Here is a 23,832-nt window from a genome sequence, read left to right as displayed (position 1 = left end):
TTTTTAAGTTAGTCAATACGCCTTGTGCGCTTCTTTTTCTTCTTTCTCTTTTGGCGGGCGGTGTCCTGCGGCTCGTCACCGCCTGATGCACCGCCGCCCAGCAAACCGCCGAAAGCACCCAGCACGGAAGCCACGCCCGAAACGATGTCGGCTTTCGGCGTGAAGCCCTGCTGTTCCTGATGCGTGGGCTGGTCTTGCTGCGGTGCTGCCACTTCGGGCTGGTGTATCTTTCCGGTTTCGCCCGAAAAACGTTCGTTGAACACGTTCGCCGAATACTCCTTGCCCAAGCGTGAACCGTTCAGCACCACCCGGCTGTCATGGTCGATGAACGTAACGCCATAGATGCGCCCGCTGTCGTTCTGACGGAATACCACGTCAATGCCCCGCTTCCTTAGCTGCTGTTCCAGTTCCTTGCGGCTGTGGGCGGTCTGCATGGCATTGGCTACAATCTTCCGGGTGCGTTCTTTCAGTTTCCCGTTCTTGATTGCTTCGCCCGATTTCTCCATTCTGCGCTGCACCGCTTCATAACCTACCGACTTGCCGATGCGGGAAGCCTTTACCGGGTTGCCTGTCTTTTCGCCCTTGTCGTTCATGGCGGAATAGACAATGCCCTGATAGGGCTTGCCGTTTATCTCGCCTTTGACTTCCTCGGCGCACACGTTGTAAGCGGCAAGCAAAGCCTTATATTCCCCGAACGACTGGAAGCGGTAGCCGTAACAAGCCGCTTTCACGGTGTTGCCGATTTGGTGCTTCACGTCCCCGGCGGCATAGTCCACCTTTTTAAGTTCCGGACGTTCGGCACGTTCCTTTCGCTCTGCCGGGTGCAGCCCGTATTTCTTTTCCAGTTCACGGGTGATTTGCTTGCTGCGCCGATGCTCGAACCTGTCATTCAGCGGTCTGCCGTTCTCGTCCACCCGCAACCCCACGATGTGGATATGGTGGCGGTCGATGTCGGTATGCTTGTACACCAAATAAGGCTGGTCGCCATAGCCCAACTTCCGCATATACTCCCGTGCGATGTCGGAAAGCTGCTGGTCGGTCAGCACGTCTTCCGGGTGCGGGTTTATGGAAATATGAAGTATCGGCTTCTTGGTGGAAAGCTGGACGGGCATCTGCATTTCAAAGCTGCGCATACACTCGCCGATAGAGAAATTCCCGTCCTCGCTCAACAGCATCCGGTTGGAGAAAAGCACCTTTGCTTCCTCGCTGTCCACCTTGTTTTGGTTGTACGCCAGTGCGCCGAACATATTGCCGCCCGTGCTTATTTTGGCAACCATAGTTCCTTGCATTCATTGGTTAATGCAATAACTTGGCGGTTCAGTGCCGCCAGTTCGGTGGTCGCTTTCTCCAGTTTATAGAGAAAAGCCAGTGCCTTTTTCTCGGAAAAATTACTGTGCAACGCCTTTACCACTTGGTTGTAATTGACCGCCACGGCTCTGAATTGTGCATAAAATTCGGTCAGCCGGGCGCAATACTCGACCGCCGATTTGTCCACTTTCACCACCCGGAACGGCTCGCCGAACAACCGGGCGGCGATGAAACGGGACTTGCTCGTAACGCCCGACTGCTCCCATTGCGAGAGGAAGCGGGCATTCTCCCGGTCGTTCAGGTAAAGGACATGGCGATGCTTCGCCGGGTCTGCGAGGGCGGGGCGACCGCCCTTGTTAGGTTTTCTTGTTTTCATGCTTCTTTCAATTAAAAAATTACGACTTCGGAGTGATTTTTACCCCCGCAAGGGGCAAGGCGTTTTCAGGCACGGAAAACGGTTCTATGTGCCATAGAACACACCTTGCTATTTTCTGACGAAAATCGAAATCCGTCACGGACGGATTGGGGTTAGCGTGAAACGGTAAGCCCGGTTATGCACCAGCCTGATTTTACACCCCTGCCCCCTGCGGTTCGTTACTCCGCTGCAAAGTAACGGTGATTTATAATGCTGTAAAATAGGTGGTTGGTGGACAAATCGGGACAGTGCAGGACAAATCGGGACAAGGTTTTCAGGGGACGTTTTTTCTCCTTTTTTTTGCATCGGATTTCAAGATTGAAAGCAAGATTGAAAGAAATATTCCAATCAGGAAAGAATGATTGAAAGCATGATTGCAGGATTTCAATATTTCAAGAAAGAATGAAAGCAAGAAAACAAGATTGAAATAAAACAGTCTTTCAATATTTCAAGATTGCAATATGGAAAGAATGAATGAAAGACTGAATGATTGAAAACAATAAATCTATCAACCAATAATGAACGAAAGCAATATGGAAAACGAGAAAACACCCCTTTATGTCGCCTTTTCCACCCAAAAGGGCGGGGTCGGCAAAACAACCTTTACCGTACTGGCGGCGAGTTACCTATACTACCTCAAAGGCTACGATGTGGCGGTGGTCGATTGCGACTACCCGCAACACTCCATTGCCGGGATGCGCAAGCGGGATGCCGAGCAGGTCGGGGCTGATGAAGATTACAAGCGCATGGCGTATGAACAGTTTACCCGGCTGGGGAAGAAAGCCTACCCGGTGCTGTGCAGTTCGCCCGAAAAGGCGATTGCAACGGCTGATGAACATATAGCCGCCGGACACGTGCCGGATATAGTGTTTTTCGACCTGCCCGGCACGGTGAACAGCGAGGGCGTGATAAACTCCCTCGCGGGTATGGACTACATTTTCACCCCCATTTCAGCCGACAAGGTGGTGCTGGAAAGCAGCCTGTCGTTTGCGGTGGCTATCCACAAGCTGCTGGTGAAGAATGAAGCCTGCCGACTTGCCGGGCTGTACCTCTTTTGGAACATGGTGGACGGGCGGGAGAAAACAGACCTCTACGCCGCCTATGACAAGACGATTAAGGAACTGGAACTGCCGCTGATGAAAACCTTTATCCCCGACACCAAACGCTACAAAAAGGAATTGGTGGCGGATAAAAAGGCAGTGTTCCGTTCCACGCTCTTTCCCGCCAGCCGCCCGCTGGTAAGGGGAAGCAACTTGGAAGAACTGATAACCGAAATAGCGTACTACATCAAATTACAATGATATGGCAAAGCAAAGCGGCGGGATGCCGAAGATAGACGAGGATTTCATGAAAGAACTTATCTCGCAGGGCGTACCCGCCAAGCGGGAGAGCCAGCCGGATGATGCACCGCAGCCCGGCGGCGAAACGGAAACCGCCCACGAGGGACGGCAGACTGAAACGGTGCGGGTGGAGAAAACGACAAACCGCAAGCGCAAGGGCGGCACGGGTGACTACCGGGAAACCTACTTTCAGAAAGTGGAACTGGCAGACCGACAGCCCTTGTACGTGAGCCGCACCACGCACGAGAAGCTGATGCGTATCGTGACGGTAATAGGCGGGCGAAAGGTGACGGTAAGCAGCTACGTGGAGAACATTCTGCTGCGCCACTTCGAGCAGTACCAAGACGAGATAAACACCCTGTATGAAAGTCACTTCCAAAAACCCGTATAGCTATGGTGGTCTATTGCATACTTACCGGGCTGGCGGTGTACTATATCGCCCTATGGATTTGGTATCGCCATGCCGACAACCATACACCAACGGACAAGGCGAATGATGCACCACTTCCGCAAAAACAAGTGGGCGGCTACACGTTGATAGGTGAAAGCCGATACAAGGGTGGACTAATTGGGACAGCGCAGGACAAATCGGGACACCTCCCGCAAGCGGCTGAAAATGATACTATTTTTGCGCCGCAAGCTGACGGACAGTCGGAAGAAAACATTTCGGAAGCAGCAGCCGAAGCGGAAGAAACGCCCGGTTACGAGAATGACGAACCCGACTACGAGGACGAGGAAATAGCCGGGTACATGGACGGTGACGATGATACCGGGCGGGCTACGGGCGTGAGCTTTGACGAACTGGGCGAAACGGTACGCACGGCGAACGCCGACAACCCCACCGAAGCGGAGAAACGGCAAGCCGCCGGGACGCTGGCAAGCATTGAGGGGACGAACCTCTACGATGCGGTGGTGGAGAACATCAACGGCGGGCTGGAAAAGGTGGCGGAACTGCTGGGACGCAACGAAGCGGAACTGGCTACGGCTGCTGTCCCTGCCGGAACTGGCGATGCAAGCAAGGAACACGAAGCGTTCGACATGAACGATTTCCTATAATATAATAATGTATAACAATATGAAGCAACGTGACTACGGTTGATTGGCAACCTGAAAACCAACAGACGGCATCCGTGCCGCAACCACTAAAATTTCAAATTATTCATCCGCCGGGTGACAGCGGACTATCCACCCGCTGCCCCGGCATTAAAAATCTATTCGTAATGAAAAAGAAATTCTTTTTGTCGGCGGCTCTCCTTGCCGCCGTGGTAAGTGCCTACGCACAGGGCAACGGGCAGGCGGGCATCACCGAAGCCACGAACCTAATCACCGGGTATTTTGACCCCGGCACAAAACTGGTGTACGCAATCGGGGCGGTCTGCGGCTTGATTGGCGGGGTAAAAGTATATAACAAATTTTCAAGCGGCGACCCCGACACCTCAAAGACCGCCGCCAGTTGGTTCGGGGCGTGCATCTTCCTGATTGTCGCCGCCACTATCCTGCGTTCGTTCTTCCTCTAAAACGGCAGCTATGTCTGAATATCCGGTAAACAGGGGTATCGGGAAGCCGGTGGAGTTCAAGGGGCTGAAAAGCCAGTACCTCTTTATCTTTTGCGGCGGCTTGCTCGCCGTCTTCGTGGTGTTCATCGTCCTGTTCATGGCAGGCGTGAACCAGTGGCTATGTATCGGTTTCATCGTGTCGGCTTCGCTGCTGCTCGTGTGGCAGACGTTCCGGCTCAACGCACGGTACGGCACGCACGGGCTGATGAAAGCTGCCGCCCGCAAAAGACACCCACGCTTCATTATCAGCCGAAAGGCGTTACCCCGATTATTCACCTACAAAAGAAGAAAGGAAGAAAGAACATGAGGAATACATTAAAGGCTACCACGCTGGAAAGGAAATTTCCACTTTTGGCGGTGGAGAACGGCTGCATCATTTCAAAGGATGCGGACATAACGGTGGCTTTCAGGGTGGAACTGCCCGAACTGTTCACCGTCACCAGTGCCGAGTACGAAGCCATACATTCGGCATGGTACAAGGCAATCAAGGTGCTGCCCGACTACTCCATAGTACACAAGCAGGACTTCTTCATCAAGGAGAACTACCAGCCCGACACGGAAAGGGACGAGCTTAGTTTTTTAAGCCGCTCCTTTGAACGGCATTTCAATGAACGCCCGTTCCTGAACCATTACTGCTACCTGTTCCTAACGAAAACGACAAGGGAGAGAAGCCGCCGACAGAGCGACTTCTCCACCCTATGCCGGGGCAGGATTGTCCCACAGGAAATAGCCGACAAGGAAACGGCTGCAAAGTTCATCGAAGCAGTCGGGCAGTTTGAAAGGATTATGAACGACAGCGGTTTTGTCACCCTTACCCGGCTGGCGGCATCGGAAATCACCGGGCAGGACGGTAAGGCGGGCATCATCGAGAAATACTTCTCGCTCTCGCAGACAGATACCACCTGCCTGAAAGACATCGGGCTGTACCCGGAAGAAATGCGTGTCGGGGACGATATACTGTGCCTGCATACGCTCTCGGACGTGGAAGATTTGCCCGGAAAGGTCGGGACGGACTGCCGATTTGAGAAACTTTCCACCGACAGAAGCGATTGCAGGTTAAGTTTTGCCGCCCCGGTGGGCGTGCTATTGTCGTGTAACCACGTCTATAATCAGTTCATCTTCATAGACGACCACGCCGAAAACCTGAAGAACTTCGAGCAGACCGCCCGGAATATGCAATCGCTCTCCCGCTACTCCCGTGCCAACCAAGTGAACAAGGAGTGGATAGACGAGTACCTGAACGAAGCTCACAGCAAGGGGCTTATCTCGGTGCGTTGCCACTGCAATGTCATGGCATGGAGCGATGACAGGGACGAACTCAAACGCATACGCAACGATGTGGGAAGCCAGCTTGCGCTAATGGAGTGCAAGCCACGCCACAACACGGTCGATACGCCCACGCTCTTTTGGGCGGGCATACCCGGAAACGAGGCGGACTTCCCCGCAGAGGAAAGTTTCTACACGTTCTTGGGGCAGGCTCTCTGCCTGTTCGTGGAAGAAACGAACTACAAGAGTTCGCTTTCCCCGTTCGGTATTAAAATGGTGGACAGGGTGAGCGGTCGCCCGCTGCACATCGACATATCGGATTTGCCCATGAAGAAAGGCATCACGACCAATAGAAACAAGTTCATACTTGGGCCGAGCGGGTCGGGTAAGTCTTTCTTTACCAACCACATGGTGCGCCAGTATTACGAACAAGGGGCGCACGTGTTGCTGGTAGATACGGGTAACAGCTACTTGGGGCTGTCCCAGCTTATCCACAACCGTACGCACGGCGAGGACGGGATTTATTTCACCTACACCAACGAGAACCCGATAGCGTTCAACCCGTTCTATGTCGAGGACGGGGTATTTGACATCGAGAAGAAAGAGAGTATAAAAACCCTTATCCTTACTTTATGGAAGCGGGACGATGAAGCCCCCAAGCGGTCGGAAGAAGTGGCGTTGTCCAATGCGGTAAGTGCCTATATCGAACGTATCACGGGTGACAAGTCTGTAACGCCCTGTTTCAACACGTTCTACGAGTTTGTCCGGGATGATTACCGCCGACAGCTTGAACAGAAGAACGTCAGGGAAAAGGATTTTGACATCGACAACTTCCTGAACGTGCTTGAACCTTATTACAAGGGTGGCGAGTATGACTATTTGCTAAACTCCGACAAGGAACTGGATTTGCTGCATAAACGCTTCATTGTCTTTGAATTGGACAATATCAAAGACCACAAGATTTTATTCCCGATAACGACTATCATCATCATGGAAGCCTTTATCAACAAGATGCGCAAGTTAAAGGGAATAAGGAAGTTAATACTAATCGAGGAAGCGTGGAAAGCGATTGCATCGGCGAACATGGCAGACTATATCCGCTACCTCTACAAAACCGTCCGAAAATATTTCGGGGAAGCGATTGTAGTCACGCAAGAGATTGAGGATATTATTTCTTCCCCTATCGTGAAAGAGAGTATCATCAATAACTCGGACTGCAAGATACTGTTAGACCAAAGAAAATATCTCAACAAGTTCGACAGCATACAGAACCTCTTGGGACTGACCGACAAGGAGCGTTCGCAGATATTGTCTATCAACATGGCGAACCACCCCGGACGGAAATACAAGGAAGTTTTCTTCTCGCTGGGCGGCACGCAGTCGGCGGTATATGCCACGGAAGTTTCATTGGAAGAATATTACACCTTCACGACAGAGGAAAGCGAGAAAATGGAACTGTTCGCCCTTGCCGACAAGCTGGGCGGCAACCTTGAACTGGCTATCAAGCGGCTTGCAGAAAGCAAGAGAAATCCCCAATTATCAACCACTTAAAATTTAGAAATATGAAACGTACAAGTAAAATCTTGCTTCTCTTTTCCTGCGTGTTGCTATTGGCATCCTGCAAGGATAGCCCGGAAAAGCAGCTGGAGCAAATGCGGGGTGAATGGGTACATGTCAAGGGACACCCGGCTTTCACGCTCTCGGAAACGGGCGGCGAATACACCGTCACCCGGAAAGCGAATATCAGGGGCAAGGTACTGGAAACTGCCTATCAAGTGTCGGAACAGGACGGAAAACTGTTTATCGGAACTGGCTTTGCCATACTGCTGACGTATGACAAGGAACGTGACCGGATAATCCTTTCACCCGGCGGCGAATACAAGCGAGTTATAAACCCTAAAAACAAAAAAAGATGAAGAAAACAATTCTCCTTATGGCGGTATGCCTTTGCTTCATCGGCAAGGCATCCGCACAGTGGGTGGTGTCAGACCCCGGCAACTTGGCACAGGGTATCATCAACACCACCAAGCAGATAGTGCAGACTTCCACCACAGCCAAGAACACGCTGGACGGCTTCATGGAAGCGCAGAAGATTTTCCAGCAGGGTAAAAAATATTACGATGCGCTCAAAGCGGTACACGATGTTGTCAAGGGCGGTGTCAAGGTAGGAAAATCTATCGAACTGGTGGCGGAAATATCCGAAATCTACGTGCGCAACTTCCAAAACATGCTGGCAGACCCGAATTTCACGCCTGACGAACTATCCGCAATCTCGTTCGGCTATGCCAAACTGATGTCGGAAAGCTCGGACGTGTTGCAGGACTTGAAGAATGTAGTGAACATCACGGGTATGTCGCTGACGGATGCCGAACGGCTGGCTATTATTGATAATGCCTACCGAAGCCTATTGAATTACCGCAACCTCGTGAACTACTACACCCGAAAGAACATTTCCGTGTCCTATCTGCGGGCAAAAAAGAAGAACGACACCGACCGGGTGCTGGCTCTCTACGGCTCGGCGGATGAACGCTACTGGTAACATATAAATCGGTATGCCTATGTTATTAGCAGCAGTGGATTTTGACAACCTGCACCAAGTGTTGCGGGTGCTGTACGATGAGATGATGCCCTTGTGCAGCAACATGACGGGGGTAGCGAAAGGTATTGCCGGATTGGGGGCTTTGTTCTACGTGGCGGCAAAAGTGTGGCAGTCGCTCGCAAGGGCGGAAGCCATAGACGTGTACCCGCTCCTGCGCCCCTTTGCGCTGGGGCTGTGCATCATGTTTTTTCCAACATTCGTGTTGGGTACTATCAACACGGTGCTGTCGCCAGTGGTGAAAGGGTGCAACCAGCTTATGGAAACGCAGACTTTCGACATGAACGAATACCGGGCGCAGAAAGACCGACTGGAATATGAAGCCCTGATGCGAAGCCCCGAAACGGCTTACCTTGCATCGGACGAGGAATTTGACAGGCAACTGGAAGAACTGGGCTGGTCGCCCTCCGACATGGTAACTATGACGGGTATGTATATGGACAGGGCGGCGTACAATATCAAGAAGTCCGTACGGGACTGGTTCAGGGAACTATTGGAAATGCTCTTTCAGGCGGCGGGGCTGATTATAGACACGTTGCGCACGTTCTTCCTGATTGTGCTTTCGATACTGGGTCCGCTGGCGTTTGCGATTTCCGTCTATGACGGTTTCCAAAGCACGCTGACCCAGTGGATTTCACGCTATATCTCCATTTACCTGTGGCTACCCGTGTCGGACTTGTTCAGCAGCGTGCTGGCACGCATACAAACCCTGATGCTCCAAAAGGACATCGAGCAGCTTTCAGACCCGAATTTCATTCCTGACGGGAGCAGCACCGTGTATGTAATCTTTATGATTATAGGTATCGTGGGCTACTTCACCATTCCTACGGTGGCAAGCTGGATAGTGTCGGCTGGCGGAATGTCTGCCTATAACCGTAACGTGGCACGGGCTGGGTCAGTCGCCGGGGCTGCGGCAGGGGCAATCGGTGGAAAGGTATCGGGGAAACTACTCAAATAAACAACATCAATTTATAAAATATGGAATTTAAGTCATTAACGAACATCGAAACGAGTTTCCGGCAAATCCGGCTCTTCGCACTGGTATTCATCTGCCTGTGCGCACTGGTGACGGGCTTCGCCGTGTGGAACTCGTACAGCTTCGCCGAAAAGCAGCGGCAGAAGATATACGTCCTCGACAACGGGAAAAGCCTGATGCTGGCACTCTCGCAGGACATGGCACAGAACAGACCCGTGGAAGCCAAGTCGCACGTGCGGCGTTTCCACGAACTTTTCTTCACACTCTCACCCGACAAGGGGGCTATCGAAAGCAACATCAAACGCTCGCTGTTCCTTGCCGACAAGACCGCTTTCAACTATTACAAGGACTTGGCGGAAAAAGGGTATTATAACCGGGTGATTTCCGGAAACGTCACGCAGACGGTGGAGATTGACAGCGTGAAGTGCGACTTCGACCAGTACCCCTACAAGGTGAACACGTATGCCCGCCAGTTGATTGTCCGGGAAAGCAGCCTGACGGTGCGAAGCCTTGTGACCTCGTGCCGGTTGCTCAACGCCACACGGAGCGACAACAACCCGCACGGCTTCATCATCGAAGCGTTCACCATTACCGAGAACAAGGATTTGCAAACCGTTAAGAGGTAGCCTTATGGAGAGAAAACGAAACTACATCGAAAAGGTGCGGGACTGGGCGGACGACTGCCTGCGCCGAATGTGCGGACGGATTACGCCGGGCAAAAGGCTGGCGGTTATCCTCGTGATGTTCTTCTTTTTCGGCGGCTTGTCTATCTATATCACCGTTTCATCAATCTACAACATCGGGAAACGGGACGGCAGGCGGCTGCAAATAGAACATATCAAACAACTGCCATTGCAAGGCAATGACACAATCAACAGTATCAACCCCTTAAACAGACCGGAATATGGAAGAAGTACAGAAGAATGAGAACGGCACGACCGTACCGCAGGCGGACGGGAAGCCGAAAAAGGAAGATAAACCCAAACGGGAACTTACCCCGCAGCAGGTGCAGCAGCGCAGGAAAATGATAGTCTTCCCGCTGATGTTCCTTGCCTTTGCCGGGTGCATGTACCTGATATTCGCCCCCTCCGGCAAAGAGGACGTGAACGTGGAGAGCGTGGGCGGCTTCAACGCCGACATACCCCTGCCCGCAGAGGACGGGATTATAGCCGACAAGCAAAAGGCTTACGAGCAGGCGATGATAAGCCGCAAACAGCAGGACAAGATACAATCCTTGCAGGACTTCGGTTTCACGGGGGACGATGAAACGGAAGAACCGCAAGCGGAAATCGACCTGATGCCGGAAGAAGATGCGCAGCCACAAAGGGGCGGCGGTGCTTCTTCGGCATACGCTTACCGGGACATCAACCGCCAGTTAAGCACGTTCTACGAAACGCCCCCTGTGGACGAGGAAAAAGAGGACTTGAAGCGGCAGGTGGCGGAACTGACCGACCGACTGCAACAGCAGCAGAACGCCACACCCACCGCTGACGACCAAATGGCACTCTTGGAAAAGTCCTACGAGCTGGCGGCAAAGTACATGAACGGCGGGCAGGGACAAGTCGCACAAGTCTCGGTAACGGGCGGCATTGACCGCAAGCCGGATGCGGTGGCGGTGCAGGCTATCCGGGAAACGACCGTATCGGGATTGCAGCAGCCCATGAGCGATGCCGACTTCATCCGGGCTTACAGCCAGCCACGAAACTACGGCTTCAACACGGCGGTAGGCACGGGCTACGCTATGGGAAAGAACACGGTAGCCGCCTGCATCCACCAAGACCAAACGCTGGTGGACGGGCAGGCGGTGAAACTCCGGCTGCTCGAACCCATGCAGGCGGGCAGCATCGTCGTGCCGAAGAATACCCTCGTGGCGGGAACGGCAAAAGTGCAGGGCGAACGGCTCGACATACTGGTGTCCTCGATTGAGTACGCTGGCAACATCATCCCGGTGGAACTCGCCGTGTTCGACACGGACGGGCAAAAGGGGCTGTCCGTCCCGTCCTCTATGGAGCAGGAAGCGTTCAACGAAGCTATGGCGAATATCGGAAGCGGGCTGGGTACAAGCATTTCCTTTGCCCAAAGTGCCGGGCAGCAGGTGGCTATGGACGTGACAAGGGGATTGCTGCAAGGAACGTCCGGCTACCTCGCCAAGAAGTTCCGAACCGTGAAAGTGAAGCTGAAAGCCGGGTACAAGGTGATGCTTTACGCCAAACAACAATAACCATTTTATCAACCACTAAAATTTTAATTAACAATGAAACAGATTTTTGTAATGTTCGCCCTCTTGCTGGGCGTGTGTGCGGCAAACGCACAGGAAACCGACACCGTGAAGTATGCGGCTGGCAACGACTTGTACCGGGGAATTACCCGGAAACTCCCGTACCGACAAATGGTAACGCCCTACGGCGTGGAAGTGACCTTTGCCAAGACGGTGCATATCATCTTCCCCGCCGCCGTCCGCTATGTCGATTTGGGAAGCAACCACATCATAGCGGGCAAGGCTGACGGTGCGGAGAACGTAATCCGGGTGAAAGCCACGACAGAGGGCTTTCCGGGAGAAACGAACTTCTCCGTTATCTGCGAGGACGGGAGTTTCTTTTCATTCAACGCCAAGTACGCCCGTGAACCGGAAATGCTCAACATCGAAATGAAAGACTTCTTGGAGAATGAAGATACGTCCGATTTCTCACATACCCGCATGAACATCTATTTCCGGGAATTAGGTAATGAAAGCCCGCTGTTGGTGAAGCTGATAATGCAGAGCATCTACAAGAACAATGACCGGAAAGTGCGCCACTTGGGCAGCAAGCGTTTCGGAATACAGTTCTTAATCAAGGGGATTTACACCTATAACGGGATGCTCTACGTGCACACGCAGACGAAGAACAGTTCCAACGTGCCTTTCGATACCGACTTCATCAAGTTTAAGATAGTCGATAAGAAAGTGCCCAAGCGCACGGCTATTCAGGAAACGGTGCTGGATGCGGTACGTAGCTACAACGAGGTGATAGAGATTGCAGGAAAAAGTACCGTGCGCACGGTGTACGCCCTGCCGAAGTTCACCATTCCTGACGACAAGCTGCTGGTCGTGGAACTCTACGAGAAGAACGGCGGGCGGCATCAGACCATACGGGTGGAGAACGCCGACATCGTGAACGCAGAAGTGATTGACGAACTCAAAATCAAATAGGGAATGAAAAGACACATCTTTATAATGATGCTCTTTGCGCTGTGCCTGACCTCGTTTCAGGCACACGCACAAAGATACCTGCCGGGCATGAAAGGCTTGCAGGTCACGGCGGGCATGGCGGACGGGGTGCATTGGAACGCTGGCAGTGATTTCGCCTACCACATCGGGGCGGCGTACAGCGTTTACACCAAGAACGCCAACCGCTGGGTGATTGGCGGGGAATACCTGCACAAGAAGTATGACTACAAGGATATGCAGATACCCGTAGAACAGTTCACCGCAGAGGGCGGCTATTACCTGAAATTCCTATCGGACAGACGAAAGACCTTTTTCCTTTCATTGGGCTTGTCGGCTCTCGCCGGGTACGAAACAAGCAACCGAAGCGAAAAGCTGCTGCCGGACGGCTCTACCTTGCTGGATAAGGACTGCTTCATTTACGGCGGTGCGCTGACGCTGGAACTGGAAACCTACCTGACCGACCGGGTGGCTCTGCTGTTGAACGCAAGGGAACGGGCGTTGTTCGGCTCGGACATCGGCAAGTTCCACACGCAGGTATCTTTGGGACTGAAATTCATTATCAACTGACCGCTATATAATAATGTATATGAAGAATGTAATGTATAAAATCATCATGGGCTGCTACATCGTGGCCGCCCTTGTACTTGTCACCGCCTGTAATGACAACTTGGATATTCAGCAGGCATACCCGTTCAGCATCGAAACGATGCCAGTACCCAAAAGGCTGAAAGTCGGGGAAACCGCCGAAATACGCTGCCAGTTGGTGCGTGGCGGCTATTACCAGCCGACAACCTATCAGATACGGTACTTCCAGCCGGACGGCAAAGGGAAGCTGGAAATGGATAACGGCACGGTGTTCCTGCCCAATGACCTGTACCCGCTGGAAAAAGAAACGTTCAGGCTCTATTACACCTCGGCATCGACAGACCAGCAGAGGATTGACATTTATATCATCGACAGCTTCGGGCAGGTGCAGCAACTTTCGCTATCGTTCAATAATGACAACAGCAAGGAAGAAACGGAAACGATAACCCCTAAACAATAAAATGACATGGTAAAAATAGAATTGGATATAAAAGGTATCTCGTGGTATATAGAAACCACGTTGGAAACGGATATAGTTCCGGCAGTAGGTGACATCATCATAGTGGATAAGGACTGCATTTCCGAACGTGACAGTGCTGAATTGTGGAAAATACCGTCCAATCAGGTTTTCAAATGGGCGGACGAAGAAGATGATGCGCCCGTAATGGTATGGTTCGATTGCGACACGGAAATGCTTGTCACTAAGCGGACATGGAAATATGACATCGAGGAAGAAGAAACCGTGTGCATACTTAGTGTAAAATTTATTCACTATGAGGATTTATAGTTGCGACATCCGTTTTTATCATCCTCTTGGGAAACCGGGTATGGAATGATACGCAAAGCGTAAATATCGGGCAGACAGCCCGCCGGGAAGCATCGGCGGGCTGTTTCCATGATAGGGAAAACGAAAGGCTTCTTTGTTACTTTCTTCACCCGCTGGCAGGCTCACGGAAGAAAGTAACGGCGGCAAGCAGCCGCCGTTTTCTATCAACTGGTTTTAAGGCTCTTTATGGACGTGTATTTCTCTAACCACACCTTTACCTGTTCCATGTTATATTCGCCCGTGATGATTGCCGTATGGTCGTTTATGGCAACAAACCGGACACTCTCGTAGCTGTTTACCCAGCCTTGCAGGGAACAGACACCCCACGTTGCAACATCTTCAAAAACACTGCGGTCTATCCGGCTGATTGGCTCGCCGAAAACTACCGTCATTATCTGAAAGTCCGGTTTGTCCTCTAACAGTTGCAAATGGTGCAGCGTGCCGAACTCGTCAGTTTTGCGCCCCCACGCCCACACATCATTATACAAATCATCGCCCCACTGGTGCGGGTGGTCGAAACGGACTTTGACCGCTATGGAATGCTGGTCGTCTTGGATGCCCTCGATAACGCCCGTTACCATTAAGCCCGTAAAAATGCACTCGCAACGCCTGCCGATAAGCTCCTTGTTTACTTCTGTTGTTTTCATGTCCCTAAAATTTACTTGTTTATTACTCCGTTCTTCTTCGCTACCCATTCGTCACGCCTGCGGCGGCACTCGTCCAGCGTTTTGGCTACCGTGCTGAAAAGTTCGCCGTCCGTGTGGCGGTAGTCATATTGATAATAAATTTGTCCCCTGAAAGCCCCTAAACAGCATTTCACGAACTTTTCTTCTCCCGGTGTTTGGGTTATGCTTACCCCGTTTTTGTTAAGTGACTGCATGATGTTCTATTTTTTTAATGGTCGTTATAATATCAGTAAAGAAAGCAACAGCAGGAAAAGCAGAGCCATGCCCAGCGCATAAAGGGCTGAAAGGCAGACACGGAGCAGGAAACAGGCGGCACGAAATACGATATATGCCGTTATCGCCGTGCCTGCTCCGGCTACGCTGGTGAACCGCCATGCAAGGCAGAGCAGGAACGCCCGCCAAAGGATTTTATAAATGCTTTTCCGTTTCATCGCTTGGTTGTTTTTAGCGGGCAGGGCTTTGACACCCCGCCCGGATTGGTTGTTATGCCGCCCGGAACACAAAGCCGTCATCAAACCAGTAATCGCACATGAACAGGTCACGGGCAAACTTTTCATAATCGAAATAGGTCTTTGCGAACTCCGGCAGGTCGTAACATTCTTCTATAATTTCATAGGCGAAATCTTCTTCATCGTCATATTCCCCCTGATACTCGTCCCGGAAATCACGTACAAGGTCGTCCGCATCTTCCTCGCTCAAATCATGGCTTTTGTAGTTGCACCACACGAAAAAGGCTTCCTGCTCGGTGTCGCTCAAATCCTCCACCGCATCACGCAGGGTGAAGAAGTTTTCAGAAATCCAGCTTTCGCCGATTAAGCCCTCCGGCACGTTCTCCCAGTCCTGAAACATGTATTCCGCATCTTCCTCGTCCTTGTGCAGTTCCCGGCAGGCTTCGTAAAATTCCTCCTTGTCCGAGTAGTCCGAAAGGTCGAGCCATGCCCCAAACAAAGAACCGTTGTTGTACTTGGCATAAGTGCCTACATAAACGCTTGCTGCTGATAATTTCGTTGCTTCCATATTGCTGTAATTTTTAAGTTTTTAATTTTATGCGGATTTGAGAGGTGAGGGAGTTGAAGTTTCACTGAACTTTTTTCCTGTTTCCCGTAAATCCGACTTTTTTTTTATGCGTCTTCCGGTCGGGTCGGTCGTTTTCGTTTCACATAGGCTGGTTTGTGAAGGGGTCTTGCTATGCAAATTTTTCCGACAAAAATTTTTTCCGACCAACGGGAAGCTGGAACAATTTTTTTCGATGAAACCCAATTTGCAGAGCCAAAAGCCCCCGTAGCTACCTTTGCCTATTGAAATGATAAAAACGACTGTCCCGGCTGGGGGACTGCATAATGAGGAAGATTTACAGATAGGGAAACAGGGGAAAAGTGCCTGTTCCCTTTCGTCTTTTAGGGAACACTCCATGCGGGCGGGAAAGGCAAGGGTATGGCAAGTTTATCTTGCGGTACGCTTGTGCGGGTTTCCAACGGCTCTTTTCACGGAATACAGTCAGCCATGCCACGCACGGCTGGCGTTTCGGGGAATGTGCCAGTTGGAAAAGGATATAAAAAATGCGGGTAGTCGGTGGACTGCCCGCAAGGTGAAAGAATGTACTTTATTGGGATATAGGTTGTTAGGTGGAATTTCGTTACCGAAATCGTTACCTGTTTTGTTACCAACGGTATATAGGTAACTGAAAATTTACATGGCGACTTCCTTGTAAATTTTCTCGATGCCGACAAACTTCTTGTCAAGCCCTTGCATATCGCTGCCTATCTTGCTGTTGGTGATGCGGGCGTAAATTTGGGTCGTTTCGATATTGGTGTGTCCCAGCATCTTGGACACTGTTTCAATGGGTACGCCCTTTGACAGCGTGGTGGTCGTTGCGAACGTGTGCCTCGCAAGGTGAAATGTCAAATTCTTTTTAATACCGCATATATCGGCAATCTCTTTCAGGTAGGCGTTTAGTTTCTGATTGCTGATTACGGGAAGTATCTTGCCGTCCGGCAACTTGCCCTTGTACTTCTTCAAAATCATCTTGGGAATATCCAGCAGGGGGACATTCACGTCCGTATTCGTCTTTTGCCGCTTGGTGATTATCCAAAGGTTGCCGTCAAATGACTTTTGGATATTCTCCTGCCGCAAGTTGGCGACATCGCTGTAAGCCAGACCGCAGAAACAGGAAAAGACGAACAAGTCCCTGACGTGTTCCAGCCGCTCGGAAACCATTTTCTTTTTAAGGATGATTTTTATCTCGTCCTCTGTCAGATAACCCCTGTCCACTTTTTCCAGCCGGATTTTGTAGCTGGCGAACGGGTCGCCCACCAGTATGCCGTTGTTGCGGGCGATGATGATGATACGCTTGAAGAACTGCATGAACTTGGCGGTGGTGTTGTAGCCGCACTTGCAGGCGGTACGCAAATACAACTCAAAATCGGTAATGAACATCGGGGTAATCTCCTTTATGGATATGTCCGATACGTTGTACTTGCTTTGGATAAATTCGGCGAGGTGGCGGCGGGTCACTTCATACTTGCGGTAGGTCGCTATCGTCTTGGATATGCCCACAAGCTGCTTCACATCGTCATTGTGCTTTTGGAACAACGAAAGGATTGTTTCGTGGCTCTCGCTATGACCTAAAAACTCGTTCTTCACTTTCTCGGCGGTCACGTAATTGTCACGCCGCTGCATTTCGTGGTAAATGGTGTTCAGGGAAGAACGTATGTCGTCCAAAAGGGCGTTTATCCTCCCGGCATCCCTGCCTTTGGCTTTGCCCGCAGCCGTGTTCCAGTTGTCGGGCTGGATGCTCTGTTTCGTACTGAACTGGCAAAGTTTGCCGTCTATGGTGATGCGTGCCATAATCATAACCTCGCCGTTTTTCTTTTCAGAACCTTTCTTCAAATAAAAAAGAACCTTGAATGTCGATTTCATAACTCACTTTTTTTAGTTGCAAAATTAATTTTCACCTCTCGTTTTCGAGTTATGCAGACTATGGACTAATCAAGTCATTATCAGGTCATTTGTGGACAAATCGTTACCGTTTTTGTCCGGCAGGGAATAGGTAACGATTTAGTAACGAAACTTTGTCTTTTACCGTACTTTTGAAGTCTTGGAAGCAGGACTTTTGGGCAATAAAAAAAGCCACAAATCATTGATTTGTAGCTTTTTGTCCGTTTGCTGACCATTTCTGTCCAGCACGTTCAGCGGAGAGAGAGGCTCTCGAACTTATACTTTCACAGAATATCATAAAACTGCAAACGACTGATAATCAAGTGTAAATTACAATATAGAGTAAAAGTAAATGTTTCTAAATGTCTTTTGCTATCTCAATAATTGGGTGTATATTTGGGTGTAGAATTTCAAACGCACCCAATTATGAATATCAAGCGCAACATCATTTTTGCATTGGAGAGCCGGAAAAAGAACGGTGTGCCAATCGTAGAGAACGTACCCATCCGTATGCGTGTCATCTTTGCCAGCCAACGCATCGAGTTTACAACGGGCTACCGGATTGACGTAGCCAAATGGGATGCAGATAAGCAGCGGGTAAAGAACGGATGTACCAACAAGCTAAAGCAAAGTGCAGCCGAAATCAATACGGACTTGCTGAAATACTATGCCGAAATCCAGAATATTTTCAAGGAATTTGAGGTGCAGGAGGTCATGCCAACGACCCAACAGTTGAAGGAAGCTTTCAACATGAGAATGAAAGACACCAGCGAAGAACAGCCGGAAGAAGCCCCTGTCAGCTTTTGGGAGGTGTTCGATGAGTTTGTAAAAGAGTGCGGTAACCAGAATAACTGGACGGCATCCACCTATGAAAAATTTGCAGCAGTGAGGAACCACCTCAAAGAGTTCAAGGAGGATGCAACGTTCAACTATTTCAACGAGTTTGGATTGAACGAATACGTCAACTTCCTGCGTGACACCAAGGATATGAGAAACAGCACCATCGGCAAGCAAATGGGATTCCTCAAATGGTTCCTGCGCTGGAGCTTCAAGAAAGGACATCATCAGAACATTGCATACGATACGTTCAAACCGAAACTGAAAACCACCTCGAAAAAAGTAATCTTCCTGACTTGGGATGAACTGAACAAGCTGAAAGACTACCAGATACCCAAGGATAAGCAATACCTGGAACGTGTGCGTGATGTTTTCCTGTTCTGCTGCTTTACGAGTTTGCGGTATTCGGATGTTCGCAATCTGAAAAGAAGCGATGTGAAGTCCGACCACATCGAAATAACCACAGTCAAGACTGCCGACAGCCTGACGATTGAACTGAACAAATACAGCAAAGCCATACTGGACAAATACAAGGACATCCATTTCGAGAATTACATGGCTCTGCCCGTCATCAGCAACCAGAAGATGAACGATTACCTGAAAGAGCTGGGCGAACTGGCAGAAATCAACGAGCCTGTACGGGAAACCTACTACAAGGGAAATGAACGTATTGATGAAGTCACACCCAAATACGCTTTGCTCAGTACCCATGCAGGAAGAAGGACATTCATCTGCAATGCGCTGGCTCTCGGAATCCCGGCACAGGTGGTCATGAAATGGACGGGACACAGCGACTACAAAGCTATGAAACCCTACATTGACATAGCGGATGATATTAAGGCAAATGCCATGAACAAGTTTAATCAACTATAAAAGTATCAAACAGTTTCATAGATAGTTACCAATGACTATATTTGTAGAAATTATCATCACAATATGAGCAACAAGGAATCCAACATAGAGAAAACGAATTTTGATGCATTCATACAAGCGGTCGGTTCGGAAATAGAACAGGCACAAGTAAGGCTGATTGTTGCAGCCAATGCACAAATGCTGTTCCATTACTGGAAGATAGGCAATTACATCCTTTATCACCAGCAGCTGCACGGATGGGGAAGCAAAATCATCAAGCAGTTGGCAAAGGCTATCCGACTGCATTACCCTGAAAAGAAAGGCTATTCGGAACGTAACCTTACCTATATGTGCCAGTTTGCAAAAGCATATCCTTTAAGAGCGTTGCAAAGTTTCATAGAAACAGATGCAAGCCTGTCTGTCCCAACCATACAGAGTGTGACCAATGAAGTATTAAAACTGAATGACAAGCAATTTACGCAGGAACTTACTGCGCAAATGCAATCGATTGATTGTCAATCATTAGCAATTACGCAGGAAGTTCCTGCGCAATTTGAAGATGTGGGAAAAACCGTGTCTGCCATTTACAGGATGGGAATCAGGGAAATAGAAGAAGTTTTCTTGACCTCTCCTATAGCCAAAATAAACTGGACAAGCCAAATGACTATACTTGACAGTTCGCTACCTTTAGGTCTAAGCTACTGGTACATGAAGCAGTCTGTGGAAATGGGATGGAGCAGCAATGTATTGAAAATGCAAATTGACAGTGATTTGTATAGCCGACAAATCAGCAACAACAAGGTAAACAATTTCACGACCACACTTCCGGCTCCACAAAGCGACCTTGCCAATTACCTACTCAAAGACCCGTACATCTTTGATTTGGCAGGAGCCAAAGAAAAAGCAGACGAAAGGGATATTGAAGAACAGCTGGTGAAACACGTTACCCGCTACCTGTTGGAAATGTTATGCAAACCTTTACATAATAATTCTTATGCCAACAAATTTATTATGCAAAGTGACTTAAACTAAATCGCAGCTACAAAAGTAATTATAAAAATATAATCATTTATTTCTTTACATAAGAATTTCATTAATTTAAGTGCGGTGATATTGCCACAACTTAAATTAATGACGTATGAATGATCACTCAACAACTTTTGAAGCAGTCACATCCTCTATGCTGAAAATCTTAAAAGAGGATTTTTCTCGTACAGATAGTACATTGGAAGGCTATGCATGGAAATGGAATCAATTAAGGCAGTTCATGGAGAACAATGATTTGCATTCCCTCACCCCTAAAGTCTGCGATGATTTTTTATCTTCTCTTTATGGTTCTAAAGATTTAACTTCATTAAAATCTGGTGACAAGAAATTTTTATCCGCTATCTTACTCCTGAAAAATTACCTCATTACAGGCCAAGTTATTCCAAGAAAAGTTCCGGTAGAATTGAAAGGAGAGATTGGCAGTTTGATGATGCAATATATATTATCTCGAAGTCAAGAACGCTTGTCCGGACACACTATCTACAATCACAAACAAATATTCCATCGTTTCCTTGATTTTCTAACATCTGCAAAAGTAGCCTCCATAGAACAAGTTGAGATTACCCACATCATTAAATATCTTAATACCATTGGTACTAAATATAAATCTGTAGCAAGTATATCCATCCATATTCTACGTAACTTTTTCCGATATCTATATGAACACAAAATTATAGATATGGATTTAGCGGCATTTATTCCAAAAGATAATTATAAGAAACAGCCTAAGCTACCGTCAGCTTACACTTCTGAAGAAATAAAAAAGATAGTGTCTTCTGTGGATAGAAGTACGACTACAGGAAAACGTAATTACTCAATTATTCTATTAGCCACAATGCTTGGTTTGAGGGCTTCTGATATAGCAAATTTAAAGTTTGAAAATATATTGTGGGAGGATAATGCCATACGTTTAATCCAGCATAAAACAAATAAGGAATTAGAACTGCCACTTCTACCGGAAATAGGCAATGCTATTATTGAATATCTACGGTATGGACGTCCAAAGTCCCAGTCATCATATATATTTCTCTTGGCACGTTCTCCCTATACTCACATAAACCAACCGGTCATATCCCAGATAGCCAAGAAATATTTTCTTAAAGCCAACGTAAATATAAAGAACAAGCATCATGGCGCACATGCCCTTCGACATTCCTTAGCGACACTTCTTTTAGAAGAGCAGGTAAAGCTCCCTGTTATAAGCGAAGTTTTAGGGCATGAGAACACGGAATCAACAAGTTATTATCTAAGAATAGATATCCAATCACTGAAAAAATGCTCCCTTGATGTATCACCTGTATGTGAAAACTTTTATACCCAGAAAGGAGGCTATTTTTATGAATAGAAATTTTAAAGGCATTTACGCCTCATTGATAAGAGAGTTTGTGAGCTTGAAGCGCAGTATGGGATTTAAGTATATTGGGGGAGAGTTTGTCCTGACTTTATTTGATAGATTTACTATTGAAAGAAATGAGACTGCAATAGGTATTACCAAGGAGTTGTCAGATGCATGGTGCAAGGAACGTGACAATGAATCCAATAGTTACCATTATCGTAGGTGCTATATTTTAGGTGCTTTCTCTTCGTTTCTTAACAAAAAAGGAATCCGCTCATATATACCAAGAACCCCGTCATTGAGAAATACCTTTATCCCTCATATCTTTTCATCAAAAGAGATAGAACGAATTTTTACGACATGTGATAATATGCAAAGTGGAAATAATGATATGAGATCCTCTTTTTTTATAATGCCTTCACTGCTTCGCATGTTATACGGAACAGGAATACGCATAGGTGAAGCCTTGTCTCTGCTCAATGAAGATATTAATCTTGAGGAAGAATACTTCATTTTACGAGATACAAAAAACGGCAAAGACAGGATTGTCCCATTTTCCACTTCTTTAGCAGAGGTTCTTAAAGATTATGTTGTACATAGAAACAGATTACCCGTAAAGATATCAGATACTACTCCCTTTTTTATCACACTTAAAGGAAGGGCTTGTGACAGGGATAGCATATATCGTCGATTTTGCAAAATACTCATTCAAGCAAACATTCCCAAAGACCGCATACGTCTGCATGACTTGAGACATACATTTGCCGTTCACTCTCTTGCTAAAATGGCTGAAGAAGGTATGGATTTATATTGTTCTTTGCCGATCCTATCAACTTACCTTGGACATCAATCTTTGCGGGCGACGAATAACTATGTTCGGCTTACGTCAGAGATGTATCCCGAATTAATTAGAAAAATAGATATCATTGGTTTTGATATTTTCCCTAAAATGTGACATTTATGAAACCTACAAATTTTTCAAAATATCTAACAGACTTCCTTCTCCGGTATTTGCCCCATGAAAGAGGAGCAAGTACTAATACGATCCATTCATACAGGGACACATTTACCTTATATCTGGTATACATGGAAAGTAAAGGTGTAAAAGCTGAAAAACTGACAATGGAAAGTATAACAAAAGAGAATATCTTGTCCTTCCTTGATTGGTTGGAAACAAAAAGAAGTTGCTGTACATCAACACGTAATCTTCGCCTTGCTGCCATACAATCATTTTTTAAGTACCTCCAATATCAGAGTTCAGACCATCTATACGAATATCAAGAAATAATGGCTATAAATAATAAAAAGAGTGTCAAGCCTATTATGAACTATCTAACGGTAGAAGAGATGAAGATTCTTCTGCAACAACCAGATACGACCAAACCTAAAGGTCGTAGGGATCTGGCGTTATTGTCACTTATGTATGATACAGCGTGTAGAGTGTCAGAAGTAATAAGCCTAACTCCGCAATGTGTTCGATTAGATGAACCATATACTGTAATAATCACGGGAAAAGGGAATAAAAATAGAGTTGTACCAATGCTTGAAGAACAGTTGGATATACTGAAAATATATATGAAAGAGAATGGATTGTTGAGATCAGAATGTCTACAACATCCGCTATTTACAAACTGTTGGGGCGAAAAGCTGACAAGAGCAGGGGTGGCGAATATACTGGATAGATACATCAAAAAGGCAAAGCTACTTCATCCCACGTTAATGAAGGGGAAAATAAGCTGTCATAGTCTTAGGCATAGTAAGGCAATGCATCTGTTACAAGCTGGGGTTAACTTAGTTTATATTAGAGATATTTTGGGGCACGTGAATGTGCAAACTACAGAAATTTATGCAAGAGCGGACTCAAAAGTGAAACGGGAGGCTATAGAAAAAGCTTATATTAAAGTTGTTCAGGAGGTGGATACTAAACCTATGTGGCAAGGAAATGAAAAGTTAATGGATTTTTTAAAGTCTTTCTGATGAAAATATTATGCAAAGTGATGGAGATAAATCTTTTTATAATTACTTTTGTAGCTGTGATTTAGTTTAAGTCACTTTGCATAA

At 48.0% G+C, this 23,832-nt stretch carries 27 protein-coding genes and 1 pseudogene; 21 read left to right on the top strand and 7 right to left on the bottom strand.

The genetic code is table 11. The annotated features are described in order from the left end of the window. Positions 1–8: 8 nt before the first annotated feature. Complete coding sequence (mobB, locus tag ACYQ0C_RS07910; RefSeq protein WP_025077257.1) at positions 9–1,277, bottom strand: conjugal transfer protein MobB; 1,269 nt, start codon at positions 1,275–1,277, stop codon at positions 9–11. After that, on the bottom strand, positions 1,262–1,684 hold the full coding sequence (gene mobA, locus ACYQ0C_RS07905) for a conjugal transfer protein MobA (protein WP_025077256.1): 423 nt from the start codon (positions 1,682–1,684) through the stop codon (positions 1,262–1,264). The genes mobB and mobA overlap by 16 nt, the downstream gene beginning before the upstream one ends. A 557-nt stretch (positions 1,685–2,241) precedes the next feature. On the opposite strand from mobA, the gene ACYQ0C_RS07900 reads away from it, so the two are divergent. The 16 genes from ACYQ0C_RS07900 (at position 2,242) to ACYQ0C_RS07825 (ending at position 14,037) form a co-directional block, all read left to right on the top strand. Next, the gene (locus ACYQ0C_RS07900) at positions 2,242–3,024 is read left to right on the top strand and encodes a ParA family protein (RefSeq protein ID WP_025077255.1); all 783 of its coding nucleotides are present in this window, start codon (positions 2,242–2,244) and stop codon (positions 3,022–3,024) included. A gap of 1 nt (position 3,025) precedes the next feature. After that, on the top strand, positions 3,026–3,454 hold the full coding sequence (locus tag ACYQ0C_RS07895; protein ID WP_016276704.1) for a DUF3408 domain-containing protein: 429 nt from the start codon (positions 3,026–3,028) through the stop codon (positions 3,452–3,454). Positions 3,455–3,456: 2 nt separating this feature from the next. Further along, positions 3,457–4,119 (top strand): hypothetical protein, encoded by a 663-nt coding sequence (locus ACYQ0C_RS07890; protein WP_025077254.1) that lies wholly within the window; start codon positions 3,457–3,459, stop codon positions 4,117–4,119. Between the two features lie 164 nt (positions 4,120–4,283). Continuing rightward, entirely contained in the window at positions 4,284–4,580 is a 297-nt protein-coding gene (locus tag ACYQ0C_RS07885) for a DUF4134 domain-containing protein (RefSeq protein WP_016276706.1), read from the top strand. A 10-nt stretch (positions 4,581–4,590) separates the two neighbouring features. Beyond that, positions 4,591–4,926 (top strand): DUF4133 domain-containing protein, encoded by a 336-nt coding sequence (locus tag ACYQ0C_RS07880; RefSeq protein ID WP_009291848.1) that lies wholly within the window; start codon positions 4,591–4,593, stop codon positions 4,924–4,926. Further along, positions 4,923–7,436, top strand: coding sequence for a TraG family conjugative transposon ATPase (locus tag ACYQ0C_RS07875; protein WP_016276707.1), 2,514 nt, complete (start codon positions 4,923–4,925; stop codon positions 7,434–7,436). Before ACYQ0C_RS07880 ends, ACYQ0C_RS07875 begins: the two co-directional genes overlap by 4 nt. An 11-nt stretch (positions 7,437–7,447) precedes the next feature. Beyond that, complete coding sequence (locus ACYQ0C_RS07870) at positions 7,448–7,801, top strand: DUF3876 domain-containing protein (RefSeq protein ID WP_016276708.1); 354 nt, start codon at positions 7,448–7,450, stop codon at positions 7,799–7,801. After that, positions 7,798–8,424 carry a DUF4141 domain-containing protein gene (locus ACYQ0C_RS07865; protein ID WP_016276709.1) on the top strand — a complete coding sequence of 209 codons (627 nt, stop codon included), beginning with the start codon at positions 7,798–7,800 and terminating at the stop codon, positions 8,422–8,424. Before ACYQ0C_RS07870 ends, ACYQ0C_RS07865 begins: the two co-directional genes overlap by 4 nt. Before the next feature lie 19 nt (positions 8,425–8,443). Then, positions 8,444–9,439 (top strand): conjugative transposon protein TraJ, encoded by a 996-nt coding sequence (traJ, locus tag ACYQ0C_RS07860; RefSeq protein WP_016276710.1) that lies wholly within the window; start codon positions 8,444–8,446, stop codon positions 9,437–9,439. 20 nt (positions 9,440–9,459) lie between these two features. Continuing rightward, positions 9,460–10,083 (top strand): conjugative transposon protein TraK, encoded by a 624-nt coding sequence (gene traK / locus ACYQ0C_RS07855; RefSeq protein WP_004309966.1) that lies wholly within the window; start codon positions 9,460–9,462, stop codon positions 10,081–10,083. A 4-nt stretch (positions 10,084–10,087) separates the two neighbouring features. Further along, the gene (locus ACYQ0C_RS07850; RefSeq protein WP_016276711.1) at positions 10,088–10,384 is read left to right on the top strand and encodes a TraL conjugative transposon family protein; all 297 of its coding nucleotides are present in this window, start codon (positions 10,088–10,090) and stop codon (positions 10,382–10,384) included. Beyond that, positions 10,362–11,678: a conjugative transposon protein TraM gene (gene traM / locus ACYQ0C_RS07845; protein WP_016276712.1), complete on the top strand. Its 1,317-nt coding sequence runs from the start codon at positions 10,362–10,364 to the stop codon at positions 11,676–11,678. Before ACYQ0C_RS07850 ends, traM begins: the two co-directional genes overlap by 23 nt. 33 nt (positions 11,679–11,711) lie before the next feature. Continuing rightward, entirely contained in the window at positions 11,712–12,647 is a 936-nt protein-coding gene (traN, locus tag ACYQ0C_RS07840; protein WP_016276713.1) for a conjugative transposon protein TraN, read from the top strand. Positions 12,648–12,650: 3 nt separating this feature from the next. Beyond that, positions 12,651–13,232 carry a conjugal transfer protein TraO gene (locus ACYQ0C_RS07835; RefSeq protein WP_016276714.1) on the top strand — a complete coding sequence of 194 codons (582 nt, stop codon included), beginning with the start codon at positions 12,651–12,653 and terminating at the stop codon, positions 13,230–13,232. Positions 13,233–13,245: 13 nt separating this feature from the next. Beyond that, complete coding sequence (locus ACYQ0C_RS07830; RefSeq protein ID WP_128812181.1) at positions 13,246–13,710, top strand: DUF3872 domain-containing protein; 465 nt, start codon at positions 13,246–13,248, stop codon at positions 13,708–13,710. 6 nt (positions 13,711–13,716) lie between these two features. Next, positions 13,717–14,037: a hypothetical protein gene (locus tag ACYQ0C_RS07825; protein WP_016276716.1), complete on the top strand. Its 321-nt coding sequence runs from the start codon at positions 13,717–13,719 to the stop codon at positions 14,035–14,037. A gap of 203 nt (positions 14,038–14,240) precedes the next feature. Here the strand turns inward: ACYQ0C_RS07825 and ACYQ0C_RS07820 are convergent, their stop codons facing one another. The 5 genes from ACYQ0C_RS07820 to ACYQ0C_RS07800 all read right to left on the bottom strand — a co-directional run bounded on the left by ACYQ0C_RS07820 (position 14,241) and on the right by ACYQ0C_RS07800 (position 17,681). Further along, positions 14,241–14,723 carry a DUF7258 domain-containing protein gene (locus ACYQ0C_RS07820; RefSeq protein WP_016276717.1) on the bottom strand — a complete coding sequence of 161 codons (483 nt, stop codon included), beginning with the start codon at positions 14,721–14,723 and terminating at the stop codon, positions 14,241–14,243. An 11-nt stretch (positions 14,724–14,734) separates the two neighbouring features. Further along, a complete protein-coding gene (locus ACYQ0C_RS07815; protein WP_004329651.1) occupies positions 14,735–14,956 on the bottom strand; it encodes a DUF3873 domain-containing protein in 222 nt (73 codons plus the stop codon). Between the two features lie 24 nt (positions 14,957–14,980). After that, entirely contained in the window at positions 14,981–15,193 is a 213-nt protein-coding gene (locus ACYQ0C_RS07810) for a hypothetical protein (protein WP_016276718.1), read from the bottom strand. A 52-nt stretch (positions 15,194–15,245) separates the two neighbouring features. After that, complete coding sequence (locus tag ACYQ0C_RS07805) at positions 15,246–15,779, bottom strand: antirestriction protein ArdA (RefSeq protein WP_016276719.1); 534 nt, start codon at positions 15,777–15,779, stop codon at positions 15,246–15,248. 672 nt (positions 15,780–16,451) lie between these two features. Continuing rightward, positions 16,452–17,681, bottom strand: a complete 1,230-nt coding sequence (locus tag ACYQ0C_RS07800; RefSeq protein ID WP_016276720.1) for a site-specific integrase — start codon at positions 17,679–17,681, stop codon at positions 16,452–16,454. A gap of 444 nt (positions 17,682–18,125) precedes the next feature. Here ACYQ0C_RS07800 and ACYQ0C_RS07795 point away from each other — a divergent pair, with 444 nt between their 5' ends. The 5 genes and pseudogenes from ACYQ0C_RS07795 (at position 18,126) to ACYQ0C_RS07775 (ending at position 23,748) form a co-directional block, all read left to right on the top strand. Continuing rightward, positions 18,126–19,409, top strand: a complete 1,284-nt coding sequence (locus ACYQ0C_RS07795; RefSeq protein WP_004308773.1) for a site-specific integrase — start codon at positions 18,126–18,128, stop codon at positions 19,407–19,409. Between the two features lie 63 nt (positions 19,410–19,472). Beyond that, a pseudogene (locus ACYQ0C_RS07790) lies at positions 19,473–20,354 on the top strand (DUF1016 N-terminal domain-containing protein); the annotation flags it as partial. A 172-nt stretch (positions 20,355–20,526) separates the two neighbouring features. Beyond that, positions 20,527–21,780 carry a site-specific integrase gene (locus tag ACYQ0C_RS07785; RefSeq protein ID WP_008024682.1) on the top strand — a complete coding sequence of 418 codons (1,254 nt, stop codon included), beginning with the start codon at positions 20,527–20,529 and terminating at the stop codon, positions 21,778–21,780. Continuing rightward, positions 21,773–22,726: a tyrosine-type recombinase/integrase gene (locus ACYQ0C_RS07780; RefSeq protein ID WP_229091420.1), complete on the top strand. Its 954-nt coding sequence runs from the start codon at positions 21,773–21,775 to the stop codon at positions 22,724–22,726. Before ACYQ0C_RS07785 ends, ACYQ0C_RS07780 begins: the two co-directional genes overlap by 8 nt. Before the next feature lie 5 nt (positions 22,727–22,731). Then, positions 22,732–23,748 carry a site-specific integrase gene (locus ACYQ0C_RS07775; protein ID WP_008024684.1) on the top strand — a complete coding sequence of 339 codons (1,017 nt, stop codon included), beginning with the start codon at positions 22,732–22,734 and terminating at the stop codon, positions 23,746–23,748. Positions 23,749–23,832: the final 84 nt, after the last annotated feature.

This window comes from Phocaeicola sartorii JCM 17136 = DSM 21941 (genome assembly GCF_054653615.1).
The sequence above is the reverse complement of the archived record's forward strand: the minus strand, read 5'-3'. Positions and strand labels throughout refer to the sequence as shown.

What these genes read in the sequence shown, in the direction of transcription:
- ACYQ0C_RS07895 (WP_016276704.1), top strand. Translation starts at nt 3,026, where the DNA reads ATGGCAAAGCAAAGCGGCGGGATGCCGAAGATAGACGAGGATTTCATG.
- ACYQ0C_RS07880 (WP_009291848.1), top strand. Translation starts at nt 4,591, where the DNA reads ATGTCTGAATATCCGGTAAACAGGGGTATCGGGAAGCCGGTGGAGTTC.
- ACYQ0C_RS07775 (WP_008024684.1), top strand. Translation starts at nt 22,732, where the DNA reads ATGAAACCTACAAATTTTTCAAAATATCTAACAGACTTCCTTCTCCGG.
- ACYQ0C_RS07875 (WP_016276707.1), top strand. Translation starts at nt 4,923, where the DNA reads ATGAGGAATACATTAAAGGCTACCACGCTGGAAAGGAAATTTCCACTT.
- ACYQ0C_RS07850 (WP_016276711.1), top strand. Translation starts at nt 10,088, where the DNA reads ATGGAGAGAAAACGAAACTACATCGAAAAGGTGCGGGACTGGGCGGAC.
- ACYQ0C_RS07885 (WP_016276706.1), top strand. Translation starts at nt 4,284, where the DNA reads ATGAAAAAGAAATTCTTTTTGTCGGCGGCTCTCCTTGCCGCCGTGGTA.
- ACYQ0C_RS07870 (WP_016276708.1), top strand. Translation starts at nt 7,448, where the DNA reads ATGAAACGTACAAGTAAAATCTTGCTTCTCTTTTCCTGCGTGTTGCTA.
- ACYQ0C_RS07780 (WP_229091420.1), top strand. Translation starts at nt 21,773, where the DNA reads ATGAATAGAAATTTTAAAGGCATTTACGCCTCATTGATAAGAGAGTTT.
- ACYQ0C_RS07815 (WP_004329651.1), bottom strand. Translation starts at nt 14,956, where the DNA reads ATGCAGTCACTTAACAAAAACGGGGTAAGCATAACCCAAACACCGGGA.
- ACYQ0C_RS07820 (WP_016276717.1), bottom strand. Translation starts at nt 14,723, where the DNA reads ATGAAAACAACAGAAGTAAACAAGGAGCTTATCGGCAGGCGTTGCGAG.
- ACYQ0C_RS07805 (WP_016276719.1), bottom strand. Translation starts at nt 15,779, where the DNA reads ATGGAAGCAACGAAATTATCAGCAGCAAGCGTTTATGTAGGCACTTAT.
- ACYQ0C_RS07835 (WP_016276714.1), top strand. Translation starts at nt 12,651, where the DNA reads ATGAAAAGACACATCTTTATAATGATGCTCTTTGCGCTGTGCCTGACC.
- ACYQ0C_RS07825 (WP_016276716.1), top strand. Translation starts at nt 13,717, where the DNA reads ATGGTAAAAATAGAATTGGATATAAAAGGTATCTCGTGGTATATAGAA.
- ACYQ0C_RS07890 (WP_025077254.1), top strand. Translation starts at nt 3,457, where the DNA reads ATGGTGGTCTATTGCATACTTACCGGGCTGGCGGTGTACTATATCGCC.
- ACYQ0C_RS07800 (WP_016276720.1), bottom strand. Translation starts at nt 17,681, where the DNA reads ATGAAATCGACATTCAAGGTTCTTTTTTATTTGAAGAAAGGTTCTGAA.
- ACYQ0C_RS07785 (WP_008024682.1), top strand. Translation starts at nt 20,527, where the DNA reads ATGAATGATCACTCAACAACTTTTGAAGCAGTCACATCCTCTATGCTG.
- traK (WP_004309966.1), top strand. Translation starts at nt 9,460, where the DNA reads ATGGAATTTAAGTCATTAACGAACATCGAAACGAGTTTCCGGCAAATC.
- ACYQ0C_RS07795 (WP_004308773.1), top strand. Translation starts at nt 18,126, where the DNA reads ATGAATATCAAGCGCAACATCATTTTTGCATTGGAGAGCCGGAAAAAG.
- ACYQ0C_RS07810 (WP_016276718.1), bottom strand. Translation starts at nt 15,193, where the DNA reads ATGAAACGGAAAAGCATTTATAAAATCCTTTGGCGGGCGTTCCTGCTC.
- traJ (WP_016276710.1), top strand. Translation starts at nt 8,444, where the DNA reads ATGTTATTAGCAGCAGTGGATTTTGACAACCTGCACCAAGTGTTGCGG.
- mobA (WP_025077256.1), bottom strand. Translation starts at nt 1,684, where the DNA reads ATGAAAACAAGAAAACCTAACAAGGGCGGTCGCCCCGCCCTCGCAGAC.
- traN (WP_016276713.1), top strand. Translation starts at nt 11,712, where the DNA reads ATGAAACAGATTTTTGTAATGTTCGCCCTCTTGCTGGGCGTGTGTGCG.
- traM (WP_016276712.1), top strand. Translation starts at nt 10,362, where the DNA reads ATGGAAGAAGTACAGAAGAATGAGAACGGCACGACCGTACCGCAGGCG.
- mobB (WP_025077257.1), bottom strand. Translation starts at nt 1,277, where the DNA reads ATGGTTGCCAAAATAAGCACGGGCGGCAATATGTTCGGCGCACTGGCG.
- ACYQ0C_RS07865 (WP_016276709.1), top strand. Translation starts at nt 7,798, where the DNA reads ATGAAGAAAACAATTCTCCTTATGGCGGTATGCCTTTGCTTCATCGGC.
- ACYQ0C_RS07900 (WP_025077255.1), top strand. Translation starts at nt 2,242, where the DNA reads ATGAACGAAAGCAATATGGAAAACGAGAAAACACCCCTTTATGTCGCC.
- ACYQ0C_RS07830 (WP_128812181.1), top strand. Translation starts at nt 13,246, where the DNA reads ATGTATATGAAGAATGTAATGTATAAAATCATCATGGGCTGCTACATC.